A 14515-nucleotide genomic window follows, 5' to 3' on the forward strand; every position below is an offset into this window, starting at 1 on the left:
CGCAGAAGCGTCGGGCATGACGAAGGCCCCCCGCCGAAGCGGAGGGCCTTGTCTTCGCGTGCGCCGCCAGGGACTCGAACCCCGGACCCGCTGATTAAGAGTCAGCTGCTCTAACCAACTGAGCTAGCGGCGCCTGCTGACGTCGTAGACCTTAGCATCCTGATCGGCGGGAGGAAAAATCGATATGCGGACCGCCGCCCGCGCGGCCTGCACGCCCGCCCACAGCAGGACCTCCGGGCCCGGCAGCCAGGGGTGGCGGGTGTCCGGGGCGACCAGCCAGCGCGACCCGTTCGTGCCGCCGGGCGTCTCGGCCGGTGCCGGGACCGTGACCGCGTCGCCCACTCCGTGGCACAGCGGGGTGGGCACCGCCTCGCCCCACTCCTCCCAGGCGAGCAGCGACGGGAGCCGCTGCGCGGTACCGGGCGCGGCGAAGATCAGGACGCGGCCGCGGTACGTGGCGACGGGCCCCGAACCCGGTCCGTCCTCCCACAGCCGGTCCAGCATCCGGCGGCCGAAGACTGCGGGGACGCTCACCACGTCGAAGGCGGTGCCGCACGGCAGCACGACGGGTGCGGTGGGCCGCGACTGCCACAGGGCGAGGGTGGAACGCGGGTGGGAGGTGGCGGACGCCAGCCATGCGGCGCCCTCGGGCGTCACGTAGCCGGCGTGCGCTTCCATGGGGGACTGCTGCGTGGGGGTCAGCCGAGTGCTCATGGCATCCAGATCTACCGCTGGTGAGCGGACGGACTCGTGGAGTTACGGATTTCCGGGACGCGAGCGGGGGTGGTGCAGTACCGTCCGCCCACGCATCCGGCATATGCCACGAGGCAAGCGGCGCCACCCGTGAGGCGGTCTTGCGCGAGCCGGGACAATGGAAGGCGGCCACCTGGACCGGGAAGGGGAAGGGGGCACGGACGGAAGGAACACCAGATGGCGGACTCCGAGCGGACCGAACGTGCCGCCGCGCCGGGCCAGGCCCGACGCCTGCGCCCCGCACCCCTGCTCTTCGAGCCCACCGCCGCGGCCGCCGACCCGGAGCACTTCTTCGACCTGGAGTCGATCGAGGACCCCCGCGAACTGCTCTCCCGCGCCACGGAGTTGACCCTCGCCTTCCGCGCCGCCGCGGACCGAGCCGTCGAGTACCAGGCCATCGCCGCCGCCCAGCTCGCCGACCCGCACCGCTTCGACCGGCTCACCCCGGCGGCCATCGCGGAGCGTGCCGAGTGGACCGAGGACTACGCGAAGAAGATGGTCGAGTTCGGCCGGGGGCTGCTGCGCGGCGAGCCCCAGGACTGACCGGCCGGTTCCCGCGTTGAGGGCGCGCCGGGCGCGGAGTCCGGGCGCCTCTCCGTCCGGGCGCACCCTCCGTCCGGGCGCAACCTCACGCGCGCTCCTTCGCCACCGCCTCCCGTACCGCCGGGGCGATCTCCGCCGCCCAGCGGCCCACCGACCGCGCGTCCTGCGTGCCGCCCTTCGGCGAGAAGAGCGTGAAGCCGGCCGCGCCGTGTTCGAGCACCGCCGACGTGAGCTCCTCGGTCCACTGGGCGACGCTGCCGCCGAGCCACCGGCCCTCGCTGTCCCGGGTCGAGGGGAGAGGGGTCTCGGTGATGCGTCCGGGCAGGTTGAAGACCGTGGCGATCGCGCCGGGATCGCGGCCCACCGCGCGGGCCGCCTCGTCGATGACCGGCCGCGAGGTGCGGTAGCGCTCGCTGAGCCAGTCCGCCGCGTGCCCCGGGATCCACCCGTCGCCCACGCGGCCGGTGACGGCGAGGGACTTGCGGCCCACCGAGCCCGTCCAGACCGGGGGAGCGGGCACGGGCGTGGGCGCGATGGCCCGGACCTGGAAGTGGCGGCCCTCGAAGGTGACCGGATCGCCGCCCCCCGAGAGCTTCCTGACCAGCACGATCGCCTCCTCGAAGGCCTCCACCGCCTCCGCGGGCGACAGCTTCCTGACCCCCATGTCGGCGATCCGGTCCCAGATCCCGCCCGCGCCCATCCCGAGGATGATCCGCCCGTCGCTCAGCGCCGACAGCGAGGTCAGGGTGCGGGCGAGCATCGCGGGCGGCCGGGTCGGGTTGGTGACGTTGGCGAATCCGGCGATGTGCCGCGTACGGCCGAGCAGGAAGGCGATCGTGGCGTACGCGTCCAGGCGCTCCCCGATGTACGGGTGGTCCGAGAGCGAGAAGTGGTCGAGGCCGTCACGGTCGGCCTGCTGCACCATGCGGAGCAGTTCCGGCCCTTCGTCGAGCGTGCTGTGCGCTCCGAAGCCGAAGAGCGGCGGGGAGAGGAGGGGTGCGGAATTCGGTACGGACATGGTTCGACGCCTCCGCGGTCAGTGAGCTCACGGTTGAGTTCGCAGTACGAACTTTATTAGTTCGCACTGCGAACTGCAACCGTCCGAGGTCACCCGCCGTCCGGGCGCAGGAACACCTCGGGCACCTCGTTGTCGCGCACGACCCGGCTGAGCAGTCCGGCGAGCAGCTCCCGCTCGTCGGCGGCGAGTCCGTCGGGCAGGCGGTCGACCCGGCGGCAGGTCTCGGCGTAGAAGTCCCGTGCCAGCTCGGCGCCTTGGGGGGTGAGGGTGACCCGCACGGCGCGGCTGTCCTCGGGGTCCGGCTCCCGCTGTACGAGCCCGTTGCGCGCCGTCCGGTCGACCAGCCCGGTCAGGCTCGACTTGGCCAGCCCGAGGGTGGAGCCCAACTCGCCCATGCCGTACGGCCGCGCCATCAGGACGCACAGCAACTGCCCCTGCTGCGGGGTCAGTCCGTACTCCCGGGCCGACTCGGCGTACACCGCATTCACCAGGAACGAGGCCCGTACGAGTCCGGCCACCATGCCGAGCTGGCCGTCCGCATTCGTTTCCTTTTCGCCCATGCGGCCAGCGTAACAGCGTAATTCGTACTGCGAACTTCTATGGTGCGCCGTCGTCGGCTCCGCGTGCCGAGTCCTGCCCGGCTTCGGGGACCGGCTTGCCCGGAGGGGTGAACGCGGCGAGTGCGGTGGCCGTGATGTGGCCCGCCGCGTGCTCGGAGGTCAGCCGCCCGGCGCGGATCTCCTCGGCCGCGCTGTGCATCACCGCGTGCAGCACGTTGACCATCCAGGAGATCGGCAGGTCGGTGCGGAAGACGCCCTCGGCGCGCCCGCGCGCGACCAGGGTCTCCACCCGCGCGGCGGGGCCGGCGTGCAGTTCGCGGATGCGTCCCGGCGGGAGTTCGCGCTGCGCGGCGACGAGCAGGGCGCGCGCCTGGTCCACCAGGTGCCAGCTCGCCTCGATGTACCGGGCGAGGGCGCGGCGCGGATCGCCGGTCAGGTCCACGCCCTCCAGCGCCTCGTTGCCCTGCTCGAGCGCCCGGCTCATCGCCGCGTCCACGACCTCGGCACGCGAGGAGAAGTGCCCGTACAGCGTCACGCGGCCCACGCCGGCGGCCCGCGCGATCTCGCTCAGGCTCGCCTCCGGATTCCGGCCGAGGCAGACGGCGGCCGCCTGCACGATCGCCTCGATACTGCGGCGCGCGTCGGCCCGCTTGGTGGCGGCCGGGGGTGTCGGGGGCTTCTGGTCCGTGGAGTTCCTGCTGCTGCCCATGTGCGTACGGTACCCCACTAACCCGAACAGGACTGTTTGCGTTATACCCCCTGGGCGTATAACTTGAACATACCTGTACGACTTGACGATGGGGAGTGCACGTCATGAGCGACACGGGATCCACCACCGCACGAGCAGCGGATGCACCGCACCCGCTGCGCTGGCAGGCCCTGGGCCTGCTCGGCCTCGCCCAGCTGATGCTGATCCTCGACATCACCGTCGTGGCCATCGCCCTGCCCGACATGGGCGCCGAGCTCGGCCTCAGCCGGGCCGCACTGACCTGGGTGGTCAGCGGATACGCCCTCGCCTTCGGCAGCCTGATGCTGCTCGGCGGCCGGGCGGCCGACCTGTTCGGCCCCAAGCGGATCGTCCTCACCGGGCTCGCGGTGTTCACCGCCGCGTCCCTGCTCGCCGGACTCGCCACGGGCGCGGGCCTGCTGCTGGCCGCGCGCGTCGCCCAGGGCGTGGGCGCCGCGATGGTGTCGCCCGCCGCCCTGTCGGTGGTGGTGCGGCTGTTCGACGGCGACGAACGCAACCGCGCCCTGGGCATCTGGTCCGCGCTCGGCGGCGGTGGCGCCGCCCTCGGCGTGCTCCTCGGCGGGCTGATCACGGCCGGCCCCGGCTGGGCCTGGGTCTTCTTCGTCAACGTGCCCGTGGGCCTGGTCGTCCTGGTCGCGCTGGCGCGCATCCTGCCGCCGCTGCCCCGCGCCGCCACCGGCTCCCTCGACCTGCCCGGCGCCGTCCTGGTCGCCGCCGCGACCGGCGCGCTCATCTACGGGCTGATCCGCGCCGGCGACGAGGGCTGGCTGGACCCGCTCACCCTGGTCCTGGCGGGCGTGGCGGCCCTCGGCTACGTGCTGTTCGCGCTCTGGCAGCGCCGCGCCACGGCGCCGCTGATGGATCTGGGGATCCTGGGCCGGCGCTCGGTGGTGGCGGGGGTGTTCGTGATCGCGGTGACCACCGCGCTCATGGTCGGCGTCTTCTTCCTCGGCTCCTTCTACCTCCAGAACCACCAGGGCCACGGGGCGCTGGCGACCGGTGCGCTGTTCCTGCCGGTGGCGCTCCTGACGATGGTCGCCGCCGCCGCGTCCGGACGCGTGATCGGGCGTCTCGGGGCGCGGCTCCTCGCGGCGGTCGCCCTGGTCGTCACCGCGGCCGGGTTCCTCGTGCCCGTCCTCGGGTCCGGCACCCTCGCGATGGTCCTCGGAGTGAGCGTGGCCGCGGCGGGGCTCGGCGCGCTGTTCGTGGTCGCCTCCGCCACCGCGCTGGGCGCCGTCGCCCCGCACGAGGCCGGTGTGACCTCGGGAATCGTCAGCACCTTCCACGAGTTCGGCGCCTCGGCCGGTGCCGCGGCCGTCTCCAGCACCGCGGCCGCCAGCATCGCCGTGCACACCGGGGTCCGGGACGCCTCCGGCTTCGACGACGCCTTCCTGGTCGCCACCGGCATCGCGGCGTTTTCTATCCTCGTCGTCGGATGGCTGATCCCCGCGAAGCCGAAGGAAGTGGCCCACCGATGAACCACCCCGCCGCCGAGCCGCCGCGCGACACCTCGTACGAGCTGCGGGCGGGCGTGCCCACCGTCGAGGTGTTCCGCCGGCTGCGCACCGACGCCGGGATGTCCGACAAGGACCCCGAGGCGGCGGCGATCGGACTGGCGCACACCTGGTATGGGGTGGTGCTGCACCACGAGGGCGAGCCCATCGGCATGGGGCGGATCATCGGGGACGGCGGTACCGCGTTCCAGATCGTCGACATCTGTGTGCACCCCGGCCACCAGGGACGCGGGCTCGGCCGGCGCATCATGGCCGCGCTCACCGAGGAGTTGGAGCGCCGGGCCCCCGCGACCGCGTATGTCTCACTGATCGCGGACGGCCCGGCCCGCTTCCTCTACGAGAAGTTCGGCTTCGCCGACGTGGCGGGCCACGACTCCGTCGGCATGTACCGCGTCAGGGACGGCGGCTGACGGGTGCTCGTGCGCGGGGCCGTTACGGACGCCAGCTGACCCGATGCTCCTGGAGGTGGGACAGAACCGTGTGGTTCGCGTCCCAGCCGTCCGGGAATTTCACCGTGACGCCCAACTGCACCGGTTCCGTGGACGGATGCTCGTCGAGGAGTTCGGCGACGCCCGCCCTGCACACCACGATGCACGCGTGCCGGTGCCGTGAGGCGAGCACGCACAGGCGGCCCGTCTCCAGGTGGAAGGCGGTGGCGTCGGGGCGGCCCGAGAGCGGGTGCAGCACGACCGTCACGTCGTACTCACGGCCCTGGAGGCGGTTGGCCGTGTCGACCGTGACGCCCTGGACTCCCAGGTCCGCCAAGGCCGTTCGGACCGCGGCCGCCTGGTCGCGGTGTGCCGTGCCGACGGCGATACGGTCCGCGGTGAGCGGCGCCGGGTCCGGTGAGCGCTCGCTGACCGTGACACCCCCGCGGTCCAGGAGCCGGCGCACCACCTGGGCCAGCGCCCGTACCGCCTCCGGATCCGTGCGCGGAGTGTGCCGCGCCGGCAGTTCGAGCAGGCCCCAGCCCGAGGCCGCCGCCTCGTCGAGCACCCGGTCGTGCGCACTGCCGTCCCCGGCGACACCGAAGCTCAGGGCGCGGTCGCCGTGCGAAGTGCCGCTGCGGAACTGCGTATATGGATAGAAGGCGTCCGAGACCAGCGGCGCCGCGGAGGCCGGGAGGCGCCAAGAGACCGGCAGCCGGTGCTGCGGAAGGTGCGGATTGTGGGCGAGCAGCGTGCTCACCGCGCTCGCCGACGGATCGTAGGAGAGCCCCGCCCACTGCTCGGAGCCGACGATCGAGAACGGGTCCAACTGCCCCGGGTCGCCCACGAACAGCGCCCGCTCGAAGAGCCCGGCCACGGCGAGCAGCGCGTCCGAACGCATCTGGTACGCCTCGTCCACGATCGCGTGCTGCCACGGCTCGACGTCCTTGACATGCGCCCACTTCGCGGCGGTCGACAGGACGACGCCGAGCCCCGTGAGGTCCCCCGCCTTCGAGGACGTACGGACCTGGGGGAGGTCGTCGAGCGCCTTGTCGTACGCGTCGGCGTCGCTGCTGTGCAGCCGGCCGAGCGGCAGGTCGGGGTTCTTCTCGGCCAGGCGCAGCACCAGGTCGTCCACCTGGGCGTTGGTCTGGGCGACCACCATCAACGGGCGGCCCGCGGCGGCCAGTTCCAGCGCCGTGTTCACCACCAGGGTCGACTTGCCGGCGCCCGGCGGGGAGTCCACGACCACGCCGCGGTCGGTGCCGTGCAGCGTGTCGTGCAGGATCGCGGCGGTGGCGGCGGATGCGGCCGCGGACGGATCGAAGCCCGCGGCTTCGGCGGCGAGGTCCGAGCGGCCGGTCACAGGACGTCCTCCGGGGTCAGCGGGTCGGGTTGCTCAGGAGCCGGGTCGCCGGGCGGGCCGCCGTGCGTCCAGGGCGTCGCCTCCGCGTCGGGCAGCTTCGCCCCGCCCCGCGCGTCGTGCTCGAACAGCGTCCAGCACAGCCGGTCGCCCTTCCCCGGCACGGACCCCTCGTCGGGCTCCTTGCCGCGCCCCATCTTGTCCAGGATCCGCAGCACGACCCCGCCCTCGCCGTCATACCCGACGAACTCGGCCGACTGGGGCTTGCCCTGGAGCGACCGGTACACCTTCGCGCCCGCTCCGAGATGCGGCCGGTCCTCCGTCCGCACGGTGATCAGCGGGCGCGGCCGGGGCCGCTTGTCCTCCGTGTACGCCATCACCGCCTCGGTGACCTCACCGGCGAAGGCCTCGCCGGTCAGCCGCCGTCCCGCCATCACGAGCGGGTCGTCCAGCGCCTCGTGCGCCTCCAGGCGGGCCTGCGCCTCCTCGCGCCGCTGCAGCTTGCGGGCCGCGGTCACCGCGTCGTCGCGGCGCGGCTGCGGGGGCTCGCCCGCCACGACGCGGTCGCGGTGGCCGGTGTACGACCACAGGTCGCGGGTCCAGCGCTCCCCGTTGTGCCCCGCGTCGGGCAGGGTGCGCAGCAGGTCGAGGCCGCGCCACACCGCGTCCCAGGTGGGGCGGGTGCGCGAGGCGATGAGGCGGGCGATCTCCCGTTGCGCCGCGGCCAGTTCGCCCAGCCGGTCGTCCGCGTCCAGGCCGTCCTCGGCCGCCTGGAGCGCGGTCCGCGCGCGGTCGAAACGCTCGATGGCCGGGGCGAGCAGCCGGTTGTCGAAGGCCGGATCGGTAGCCGGACCCGCGGGCGGGCACAGCAGCTGGCCCTCCGCGTCACGGCCCAGCTCCGCCTCCAGGGCGGCCTCGGCTCCGGTCCTGCCCGGCGGCGGATCGATCCAGGCGAGCAGGGCGCCCAGATGCTGGTCCTCCAGGCTGGACTGGCCCGTGGCCCAGTGCCGCCCGAGCAGCTCGGTCATCGCGAGCAGCTGGGCGGAGCCCGGCACATGGGCCCGCTCACCGAAGTGCGTCAGCCAGCGGCCGAGCAGCGGCACCCGCGGGGGAGCGGGATAGGGCGTGTCCGGGTCCTGCTCGGCGGTCCGCCGGAAGCGCATGGAGCGCCCCAGCAGCCGGACGAACTCCACACCGGCGCGGCTCGGGACGATCAACTGCGGTGCGTCCACGCACAGTTCGACCTCGACCTTGACCTTCTTGCCGGTCTCGGGATCCGTCTCGTTCCGCGTCTCGGGCTGGGTCTGACCCGCGAAGGACTCCACGTACGGCAGGACTTCCTCGGCCAGCTCGGCCAGGAACGCGAACCGCAGCTCACGGTCGCGCGGCTGCGGCACGACGAGCAGCCGCGGCTGCGCGCGGTCGGTGCCGACCAGCGCGCCGAGCGGCGCCCCCGCCTCGCCCGCGGTGGTCAGCGGCACGAACACCAGGGGACGCTCGGACAGATGGCGGTGCCGCACGGTGGCCGTGGGCTGCGCCCGGCCGCTCTGCACGGCCTCGAACCGGGCCAGGGTGGTGATCAGCGACATGCGGCGCCCGCCTCCCGTACGCCTGCGGCTTCTTCCGTACGCACGGCCGCCTCCTCCATGCGGGGAGCGGGCGGCGCGGACGCGAGGGCCTCCGCGCGCAGGGCCGCGGCCCGGCGCAGGGCGGCCACCGCCGGGTCGTCCGGGTCGCCGGCCTCGCCGCGGGCGGCGGTCAACACCGCGTCCACCGTGGCCAGTTCGCCCAGCTCGCCGCGGATCGCGCGGCCGAGTGCGGTGACCGCGCCCTGCTCGCGCGCCCGGTCGCGGCAGTGGAAGGCCAGCTCGCAGGCGGCCAGGCACTCCGGCGCATACGTGGCCGGCACCGACTCGACCGCGTGCGTGAGCTGCTCGGCGGGCTGGTCGAGCGCGAAGGTCGTGCCCGGCGCGAGGGCCGACGCGATGTCCTCGATGCGCGTGAGCCGGGCCAACTGGCGGCGGGTCACCGCCCGTTGCTTACGGATGTCGACGAGCGAGGCGGTCGGCAGGTTGGAGAAGTCCTTCGGGCAGACGAGCAGGATGCCGTGGCCCACCTCGGGCGCGGGGTCGATCCGCGCGGCGATCCGCTCGAGTGCCAGCACATAGACGGCGGCCTGGCGGGCGGCGGCGCCGACCTTCGCGGCGTCGGCCGAACCGTCGATCATCGGGAAGGACTTGATCTCCACGACCGCCCACCGGCCGTCGGGGTGCACCACCACGGCGTCCGGCTCCAGGAACGCGGACGAACCGGCCACGTCGAGCGCCACCATCGGATGGTCGAGCAGCGTCCAGGCGCCGGCCTCCGCCTCGCCCAGGGCGAGCTCGGTGCGGGCGGCGCGGCCCTCGGGGCCGACGGCGGTGAGCTCGGGCACGCGGGAGGTGGCGGGGGTGGGCTCGGGGCCGCCGAGCTTCTGGTGGGCCAGGCGGAGCAGCTCGGCGCCGCCGTCGCCCTTGACCCGGGCCTCGAACGCATTGCCCCGGATGAACGCGAACTGCGACTGCCCGAACCCGGACGGGGAGCCGAGGGCTTCGGCGAGGGCGGACTTGTCCACCCCCGCACCGTCGAGCAACGCCCGCCTGCGGCACCCCGGGTTGGCCGCGAGCGCGGCGAGCGCCCGGGCGTCCAGCGGCTTGGGCTGGGCGTCGGGTCCGCGCAGGGTGGCGAGCCGCGTCCGCAGGGGTTCGGCTCCGGTCGTCGTCGGGATTTCGCTCACCTGCGGAAGTCTCGCACTTCCCACTGACAACACGTCGGTGATGCCGGATACGGAGACTCGTCCTGCGGCCGACACGGGGCCCGCCCCGCGCGTCGGGCGGCTCGTCCCGTGGGCTCGGGGCTTGTCCCGCATGCTGAGCGACTCGGCCCCCGGGTCGGTCGGGACTCGTCCCGCTCTCGTCCCGCTGCTGGGCAGCCCGTCCGGCGAGCTCGGTGGCCCGCTCCCGCGCCAGGTGAATCGCCCCCGGCGCCAGGTGCCTCTCAGCGGCAGCCGTCCGCCGCCGCGATCATGCGGGCCGCCTCACCGAGTGCCTCGCGCAGGGCGGCCGGGTCCGTCACGGGGCTCTCGTCCGTGGGCGGCAGGAGCCAGTCCGCTCCCTGGTCCGCGCCGGCCGCCGCGGCCAGCGGCAGACCGCGGCCCGCGGTCTGGGTGCAGGCGGAACCCGGCAGGTCCCAGGCGTCCGCCGTGCCGGCCGGCACCACGAACCCGAGGGTGTCGCGGCTGTCGTCGTGCAGCACGGGGCCGATCGCGGGGGCGCCCCTGCGCAGGATGTCCACGGCCTCCAGGCCCTGCCGGGTCGGCACGGTCACCAGGTCGCACGCGCCGGGCGGCGTGCTCGCGTCCGCGGAGGGCAGGTGCTGGGCGGAGGAGGCCGGGGAGACACCGGCCGGGGCGGCCGAAACCGGGGCGGCGGCGGCCGGGGGCGGCGCGAGCACATGGACAGGGGCGCTGACCGGCACCGGCGTACTCATCGGCATCGGCGTGCCGACCGGCACCGGGGGCGCGCTCATCGGTACCGACGCGACGGGCCAGGGCGGGGCCAAGATCTCCCCGGCCCGCTGCGTACGGGAGCCGCTGCTGTCCATACCGGCTTCCAACAAGGGAACCCCTCCTGGCTCAGGATGCTCGGATCGAGCTGACATCGATCGAGCTGACGTTGATCGTGCTGAGGATGCGCAGGGTCGGAATATGCGGCGCGGGGGCAGGGCGGCGCAGGAACGTCAAAGCAGCGTCGCGGCCGAACCTGTGCGGGGACCCGTCGCCGCATGGTTCAACGCGCCGCCGCGTCAACGGCTACGGCGTCGAATCGCCGCATTGGATGGCAGATGATGGCGGATCACGGCTGGGATTTCCGGTTTGTAGCAGAACTCTGCGTGCCGCACCCGTCACTCCCGGTACGTTCGTCACTCGCCGGAGCCACCGGACCGTGACATCGGAACGTGGCACCGGGCCCACCGTGAGCCGTGACGAGAGGGCTGTTCCATGGCGTCGTCCTCGCGGAGTTCAGCGACTTCCCCCGCAGCGATGACCGCACCCGCAGCGATGACCGCATCGCCGGCGGCGACCGCACCCGCAGCGAGCGCACCCGCCCCTGCCGCCGAGGCGGGCGGTGCCCCCGCGCCGCGGCCGAATAGGGCCTTCCGCATGCTGCGCGGCAGCCTGTCGCCCGGCGAGTTCGCCGCGGCCGTCCGCAGGGCCGCGCGCGAGATCGGCGAGCGGGTCTCCTGCGACGCCCGCTATGTGGGGCGCGTGGAGGCGGGCGAGATCCGCTGCCCCAACTACGCGTACGAGCGGGTCTTCCTGCACATGTTCCCCGGGCGCACCCTCACCGACATGGGGTTCGCGCCCCGCGAGACCGTCCGCGGGCGCAGGGCGCGCGCGGCGGCCCGCACGCCCGTCCCGCACCCCGAGCACCCGCGCGGACGGGAAGATCTTCAGCGCGTACGGGAAGACCTCCCGCCGCTGCCCCGCGTCCCGGCCGCGCGCGCCACCCGCGCCGGCTCCCCGCCGCCGGGCGCCACCACCTCGAATCGCGCCGGCTCCCCGCCGCCGGGCGCCACCACCTCGAATCGCGCCGGCTCCCCACCGCCGGGCGCCACCCCGTATTTGCCGGGCGCCACCCCGTACTTGAAGCACCCAGAGGAGAGCGACGTGCTGCGTCGCGTGTTCATGACCGGCACCACGGCGGCGGTCGCCTCCGCCGCCGCCCCGCTGAGCCTCGCCCCGCCCGCGGCCGCCGCGCCGTCGCGCCGACGGGTGGGCGTCCCCGAGGCCGACGCGGTCGAGGAGGCGGTGCGCCGGATCCGGCTGCTCGACGACCGGCACGGCGCCGACGGCCTGTACCGGCGCGCGGCCGGCCCGCTGCGCAGTGCCTACGCGCTGCTCGACGAGGGCACTGCCCGCCAGTCCGTACTCGACCGGCTCCAGGCGAGCGCGGGTGAACTGGCCATCTCGGTGGGCTGGTTGGCGCACGACTCGGGGCGCTACGAGGACGCGCGCTCGCACTACGGGGAGGCGCTGGCCACCGCGCGGCTGCTCGCCGACCCGGCCTTGGAGGCGCACGCGTTCTGCAACATGTCGTTCCTGGCCCGTGACGCGGGCCGGCCGCGCGAGGCGGTGCGCGCGGCGCAGGCCGCGCAGCGGGCGGCCGGACCGCTCGGCTCCGACCGGCTGCTCTCGCTGCTCGCGCTGCGCGAGGCCGGCGGGCTCGCGGGCCTGTCCGACCGGGCCGGCTGCGAGCAGGCGCTCGCCCGCGCCCAGCGGCTCTTCGGCCGTGGGCCCTCGGAGGCCGACCCGGAGTGGATGTCCTTCTTCGGCGCGGCCGAGCTCGCGGGCCTGGAGGCGCAGTGCTGGTCGGCGCTCGGCGAGTGGTCGCGGGCCAGTTCCCACGCGCGTACGGCCGTTGCTCTCCAGGACCCGCACTTCACGCGCAACATTGCGCTGTACACGGCCGAGCTCGCCGACGACCTGGCCCGCGCGGGCCGGCCCGACGAGGCCGCCGCGGCGGGCAGCCGGGTGCTCGACCTGCTCGGCGAGGTCGGCTCGACCCGCGTCCAGGCGATACTGCGCGGCACGGCACGCGTCCTGCTCCCGCACCGGCGCGCATCCGGAGTGGCCCGCTTCCTGGAGCGGCACGGAGGACTCGGGCGTACGGCCTGAGACGGCGAGGGCTCGGGCGTACCGTCTGAGGGGGTGCGGGCCTATTGCCTGAGGGAGGCCAGGAGCAGGGGCTCTTCCGGCTGCTCTCAGCCTTCGAGATGCCCCGTCTCGTTCCACGACTCGATCGCCGGTTCGCCGTAGGCCCAGCCCAGGACCGACAGGGACGTCGGGTTGAGGCGGATGCGGGCGGCGAAGTCGAGCGGGAGGCCGAGCCAGCGGGCGCCGATCGAGCGCAGGATGTGGCCGTGCGCGAAGACGAGCACGTCCCGGTCCGCCGAGCGCGCCCACGCGACCACCTCGTCCGCGCGCGCCGTGACCTCGGCCAGGGTCTCGCCGCCGGGGACGCCGTCGCGCCAGATGAACCAGCCCGGCCGGACCGCCTGGATCTCGGCCGGCGTCATGCCCTCGTACGCGCCGTAGTCCCACTCCATGAGGGTGTCCCAGCGCTCGGCGCGCTTCCCGAAACCGGCGATCTCGCAGGTCTCGGCCGCGCGCGCGAGCGGCGAGGTGCGCACCTCGACGTCGGCGAGGCCGTTGTACGGGGCGCGGTGCAGCCGCTCGCCGAGCAGCTTCGCGCCCGCCCGGCCCTCGTCGAGCAGCGGGATGTCCGTCCGGCCGGTGTGCTTGCCGGACAGGGACCACGCGGTCTGTCCGTGCCGGGCCAGGAGGATGCGGGCTGCCATGGGTCGCTCCAGAACTGCGAAGGGGTACGGGGCCGTGCACGCGCCGTGGGCGGTGCGTACGGGACGGGCCGGGGGTCCGTACGTGCCGGGGTGCGTAGGTGCCGACGTACCGGATGCTGACGTTTCGGGCGTATCGCCGTTGATCGCCTCGCCTGTCCATCATCGCTCACGCGGGACGAACCCACCGCCGCCCGCCCCCGGGCACCTTGCGCCGCCGCCCCGGGCACCTCGCAGCGCGCCCCCGTCCGCCCCCGCCGCATAATGGCCAGATGGCCAGGAGGAGAAGTGCAGCTCAGGCGGTGGTCGAGACCGTCGACGGCGGGCTCGCCGAGCTGATGCCCGATCCGGACCGGCCGCGCGCCTGGACCCTGCTCGTGGACGGCGCACCCCAGTCCCACGTGGACCTCGACGATCCGGCCTATCTGGACTTCTCGTACCAGCGCCGCCTCGGACATGTCATCGACCTGATCGCCGCCCCCGGCCGGCCGCTCCAGGCGGTCCATCTCGGCGGCGGCGCCTTCACGCTGGCCCGCTACGTGGCCGGCACGCGCCCGCGCTCCGTGCAGCAGATCGTCGAGCGCGACGCCGCCCTCGTCCAACTGGTGCGCAGGGAGCTCCCGTTGGACCCGGGCGCGCGGATCAGGGTGCGGTCCACCGACGCACGCGAGGGACTCGCGAAGATCCCCGACGGCTGGGCGGATCTCGTCATCGCCGACGTGTTCAGCGCCGCGCGCACCCCCGCACACCTGACGAGCGTGGAGTTCCTGGAGGACGTACGCCGGGTCGTCCGGCCGGGCGGGCACTACGCCGCCAACCTCGCGGACGGCCCGCCGCTCGCGCATCTGCGCGGCCAGATCGCCACCGCCGCCACAGTCTTCCCGGAGCTGGCCCTGGCGGCCGACCCCGCGGTGCTGCGCGGCAAGCGGTTCGGCAACGCGGTCCTGGTCGCCTCCGACGCCGCGCTCCCCGTCGCGGAGCTGACCCGCCGTATCGCCTCCGACCCCCACCCCGGCCGCGTCGAACACGGCCGCGCCCTCGCGGACTTCACCGGGGGAGCGGCCGCGGTGCGCGATGCGGCGGCCGTCGCCTCACCGGCGCCTCCGCCAGGTGTCTTCCGCTGACGGCCGGGGATCTTTTCGCTGCCGATCCATGGGCGGCGGCCGCCTGCGCGGGCTAGAGTCCCGCCACG

15 protein-coding genes and 1 tRNA gene are annotated in these 14515 nt (G+C 74.4%); 6 read left to right on the forward strand and 10 right to left on the reverse strand.

Going from position 1 to position 14515, the window contains the following annotated elements; translation table 11 throughout:
* Positions 1-59 precede the first annotated feature (59 nt).
* Together BLT97_RS28550 and BLT97_RS28555 are read right to left on the reverse strand one after the other, a co-directional pair.
* Positions 60-133: transfer RNA gene (locus BLT97_RS28550), tRNA-Lys, on the reverse strand.
* Entirely contained in the window at positions 124-714 is a 591-nt protein-coding gene (locus BLT97_RS28555; protein ID WP_245769591.1) for a bifunctional DNA primase/polymerase, read from the reverse strand. Before BLT97_RS28555 ends, BLT97_RS28550 begins: the two co-directional genes overlap by 10 nt.
* A 216-nt stretch (positions 715-930) precedes the next feature.
* Between BLT97_RS28555 and BLT97_RS28560 the strand changes: the two genes are divergently transcribed.
* Positions 931-1296: a hypothetical protein gene (locus BLT97_RS28560; RefSeq protein WP_093615267.1), complete on the forward strand. Its 366-nt coding sequence runs from the start codon at positions 931-933 to the stop codon at positions 1294-1296.
* Positions 1297-1381: 85 nt separating this feature from the next.
* Here BLT97_RS28560 and BLT97_RS28565 read toward each other — a convergent pair whose 3' ends face one another.
* The 3 genes from BLT97_RS28565 to BLT97_RS28575 all read right to left on the reverse strand — a co-directional run bounded on the left by BLT97_RS28565 (position 1382) and on the right by BLT97_RS28575 (position 3583).
* Positions 1382-2314: an LLM class flavin-dependent oxidoreductase gene (locus tag BLT97_RS28565; protein WP_093615269.1), complete on the reverse strand. Its 933-nt coding sequence runs from the start codon at positions 2312-2314 to the stop codon at positions 1382-1384.
* A gap of 89 nt (positions 2315-2403) precedes the next feature.
* Entirely contained in the window at positions 2404-2874 is a 471-nt protein-coding gene (locus BLT97_RS28570) for a MarR family winged helix-turn-helix transcriptional regulator (RefSeq protein WP_093615271.1), read from the reverse strand.
* Between the two features lie 37 nt (positions 2875-2911).
* Positions 2912-3583 carry a TetR/AcrR family transcriptional regulator gene (locus BLT97_RS28575; protein WP_093615273.1) on the reverse strand — a complete coding sequence of 224 codons (672 nt, stop codon included), beginning with the start codon at positions 3581-3583 and terminating at the stop codon, positions 2912-2914.
* 104 nt (positions 3584-3687) lie between these two features.
* On the opposite strand from BLT97_RS28575, the gene BLT97_RS28580 reads away from it, so the two are divergent.
* The gene (locus BLT97_RS28580) at positions 3688-5100 is read left to right on the forward strand and encodes an MFS transporter (RefSeq protein WP_093615275.1); all 1413 of its coding nucleotides are present in this window, start codon (positions 3688-3690) and stop codon (positions 5098-5100) included.
* Positions 5097-5546 (forward strand): GNAT family N-acetyltransferase, encoded by a 450-nt coding sequence (locus BLT97_RS28585; protein ID WP_093615277.1) that lies wholly within the window; start codon positions 5097-5099, stop codon positions 5544-5546. The genes BLT97_RS28580 and BLT97_RS28585 overlap by 4 nt, the downstream gene beginning before the upstream one ends.
* 22 nt (positions 5547-5568) lie before the next feature.
* On the opposite strand, the gene BLT97_RS28590 is transcribed toward BLT97_RS28585, so the two are convergent.
* The 4 genes from BLT97_RS28590 to BLT97_RS28605 all read right to left on the reverse strand — a co-directional run bounded on the left by BLT97_RS28590 (position 5569) and on the right by BLT97_RS28605 (position 10455).
* Positions 5569-6930 carry an AAA domain-containing protein gene (locus tag BLT97_RS28590; RefSeq protein WP_093615279.1) on the reverse strand — a complete coding sequence of 454 codons (1362 nt, stop codon included), beginning with the start codon at positions 6928-6930 and terminating at the stop codon, positions 5569-5571.
* A complete protein-coding gene (locus BLT97_RS28595) occupies positions 6927-8516 on the reverse strand; it encodes a cytochrome c oxidase assembly protein (RefSeq protein WP_093615281.1) in 1590 nt (529 codons plus the stop codon). Before BLT97_RS28595 ends, BLT97_RS28590 begins: the two co-directional genes overlap by 4 nt.
* The gene (locus BLT97_RS28600) at positions 8507-9694 is read right to left on the reverse strand and encodes a hypothetical protein (protein ID WP_093615552.1); all 1188 of its coding nucleotides are present in this window, start codon (positions 9692-9694) and stop codon (positions 8507-8509) included. The genes BLT97_RS28595 and BLT97_RS28600 overlap by 10 nt, the downstream gene beginning before the upstream one ends.
* Positions 9695-9963: 269 nt before the next feature.
* A complete protein-coding gene (locus BLT97_RS28605) occupies positions 9964-10455 on the reverse strand; it encodes a hypothetical protein (protein WP_425442775.1) in 492 nt (163 codons plus the stop codon).
* Positions 10456-10947: 492 nt separating this feature from the next.
* Between BLT97_RS28605 and BLT97_RS38065 the strand changes: the two genes are divergently transcribed.
* Positions 10948-11118 carry a hypothetical protein gene (locus BLT97_RS38065; RefSeq protein ID WP_176953921.1) on the forward strand — a complete coding sequence of 57 codons (171 nt, stop codon included), beginning with the start codon at positions 10948-10950 and terminating at the stop codon, positions 11116-11118.
* 10 nt (positions 11119-11128) lie between these two features.
* Entirely contained in the window at positions 11129-12643 is a 1515-nt protein-coding gene (locus BLT97_RS28610) for an NsdA family TPR-like regulatory protein (RefSeq protein ID WP_093615283.1), read from the forward strand.
* 86 nt (positions 12644-12729) lie between these two features.
* Here BLT97_RS28610 and BLT97_RS28615 read toward each other — a convergent pair whose 3' ends face one another.
* Entirely contained in the window at positions 12730-13326 is a 597-nt protein-coding gene (locus tag BLT97_RS28615; RefSeq protein WP_093615285.1) for a histidine phosphatase family protein, read from the reverse strand.
* 269 nt (positions 13327-13595) lie between these two features.
* Here BLT97_RS28615 and BLT97_RS28620 point away from each other — a divergent pair, with 269 nt between their 5' ends.
* Positions 13596-14447, forward strand: a complete 852-nt coding sequence (locus BLT97_RS28620) for a spermidine synthase (protein WP_093615287.1) — start codon at positions 13596-13598, stop codon at positions 14445-14447.
* Positions 14448-14515: the final 68 nt, after the last annotated feature.

It is taken from the genome of Streptomyces indicus, assembly GCF_900100315.1.
Taxonomy (GTDB): Bacteria; Actinomycetota; Actinomycetes; order Streptomycetales; family Streptomycetaceae; genus Streptomyces; species Streptomyces indicus.

Coding starts and splice junctions, on each gene's coding strand:
- BLT97_RS28595 (WP_093615281.1), bottom strand. CDS start 8,516: ATGTCGCTGATCACCACCCTGGCCCGGTTCGAGGCCGTGCAGAGCGGC.
- BLT97_RS28615 (WP_093615285.1), bottom strand. CDS start 13,326: ATGGCAGCCCGCATCCTCCTGGCCCGGCACGGACAGACCGCGTGGTCC.
- BLT97_RS28610 (WP_093615283.1), top strand. CDS start 11,129: ATGCTGCGCGGCAGCCTGTCGCCCGGCGAGTTCGCCGCGGCCGTCCGC.
- BLT97_RS28570 (WP_093615271.1), bottom strand. CDS start 2,874: ATGGGCGAAAAGGAAACGAATGCGGACGGCCAGCTCGGCATGGTGGCC.
- BLT97_RS28620 (WP_093615287.1), top strand. CDS start 13,596: ATGGCCAGGAGGAGAAGTGCAGCTCAGGCGGTGGTCGAGACCGTCGAC.
- BLT97_RS28605 (WP_425442775.1), bottom strand. CDS start 10,455: ATGAGTACGCCGGTGCCGGTCAGCGCCCCTGTCCATGTGCTCGCGCCG.
- BLT97_RS28565 (WP_093615269.1), bottom strand. CDS start 2,314: ATGTCCGTACCGAATTCCGCACCCCTCCTCTCCCCGCCGCTCTTCGGC.
- BLT97_RS28580 (WP_093615275.1), top strand. CDS start 3,688: ATGAGCGACACGGGATCCACCACCGCACGAGCAGCGGATGCACCGCAC.
- BLT97_RS28575 (WP_093615273.1), bottom strand. CDS start 3,583: ATGGGCAGCAGCAGGAACTCCACGGACCAGAAGCCCCCGACACCCCCG.
- BLT97_RS28555 (WP_245769591.1), bottom strand. CDS start 714: ATGAGCACTCGGCTGACCCCCACGCAGCAGTCCCCCATGGAAGCGCAC.
- BLT97_RS28560 (WP_093615267.1), top strand. CDS start 931: ATGGCGGACTCCGAGCGGACCGAACGTGCCGCCGCGCCGGGCCAGGCC.
- BLT97_RS28585 (WP_093615277.1), top strand. CDS start 5,097: ATGAACCACCCCGCCGCCGAGCCGCCGCGCGACACCTCGTACGAGCTG.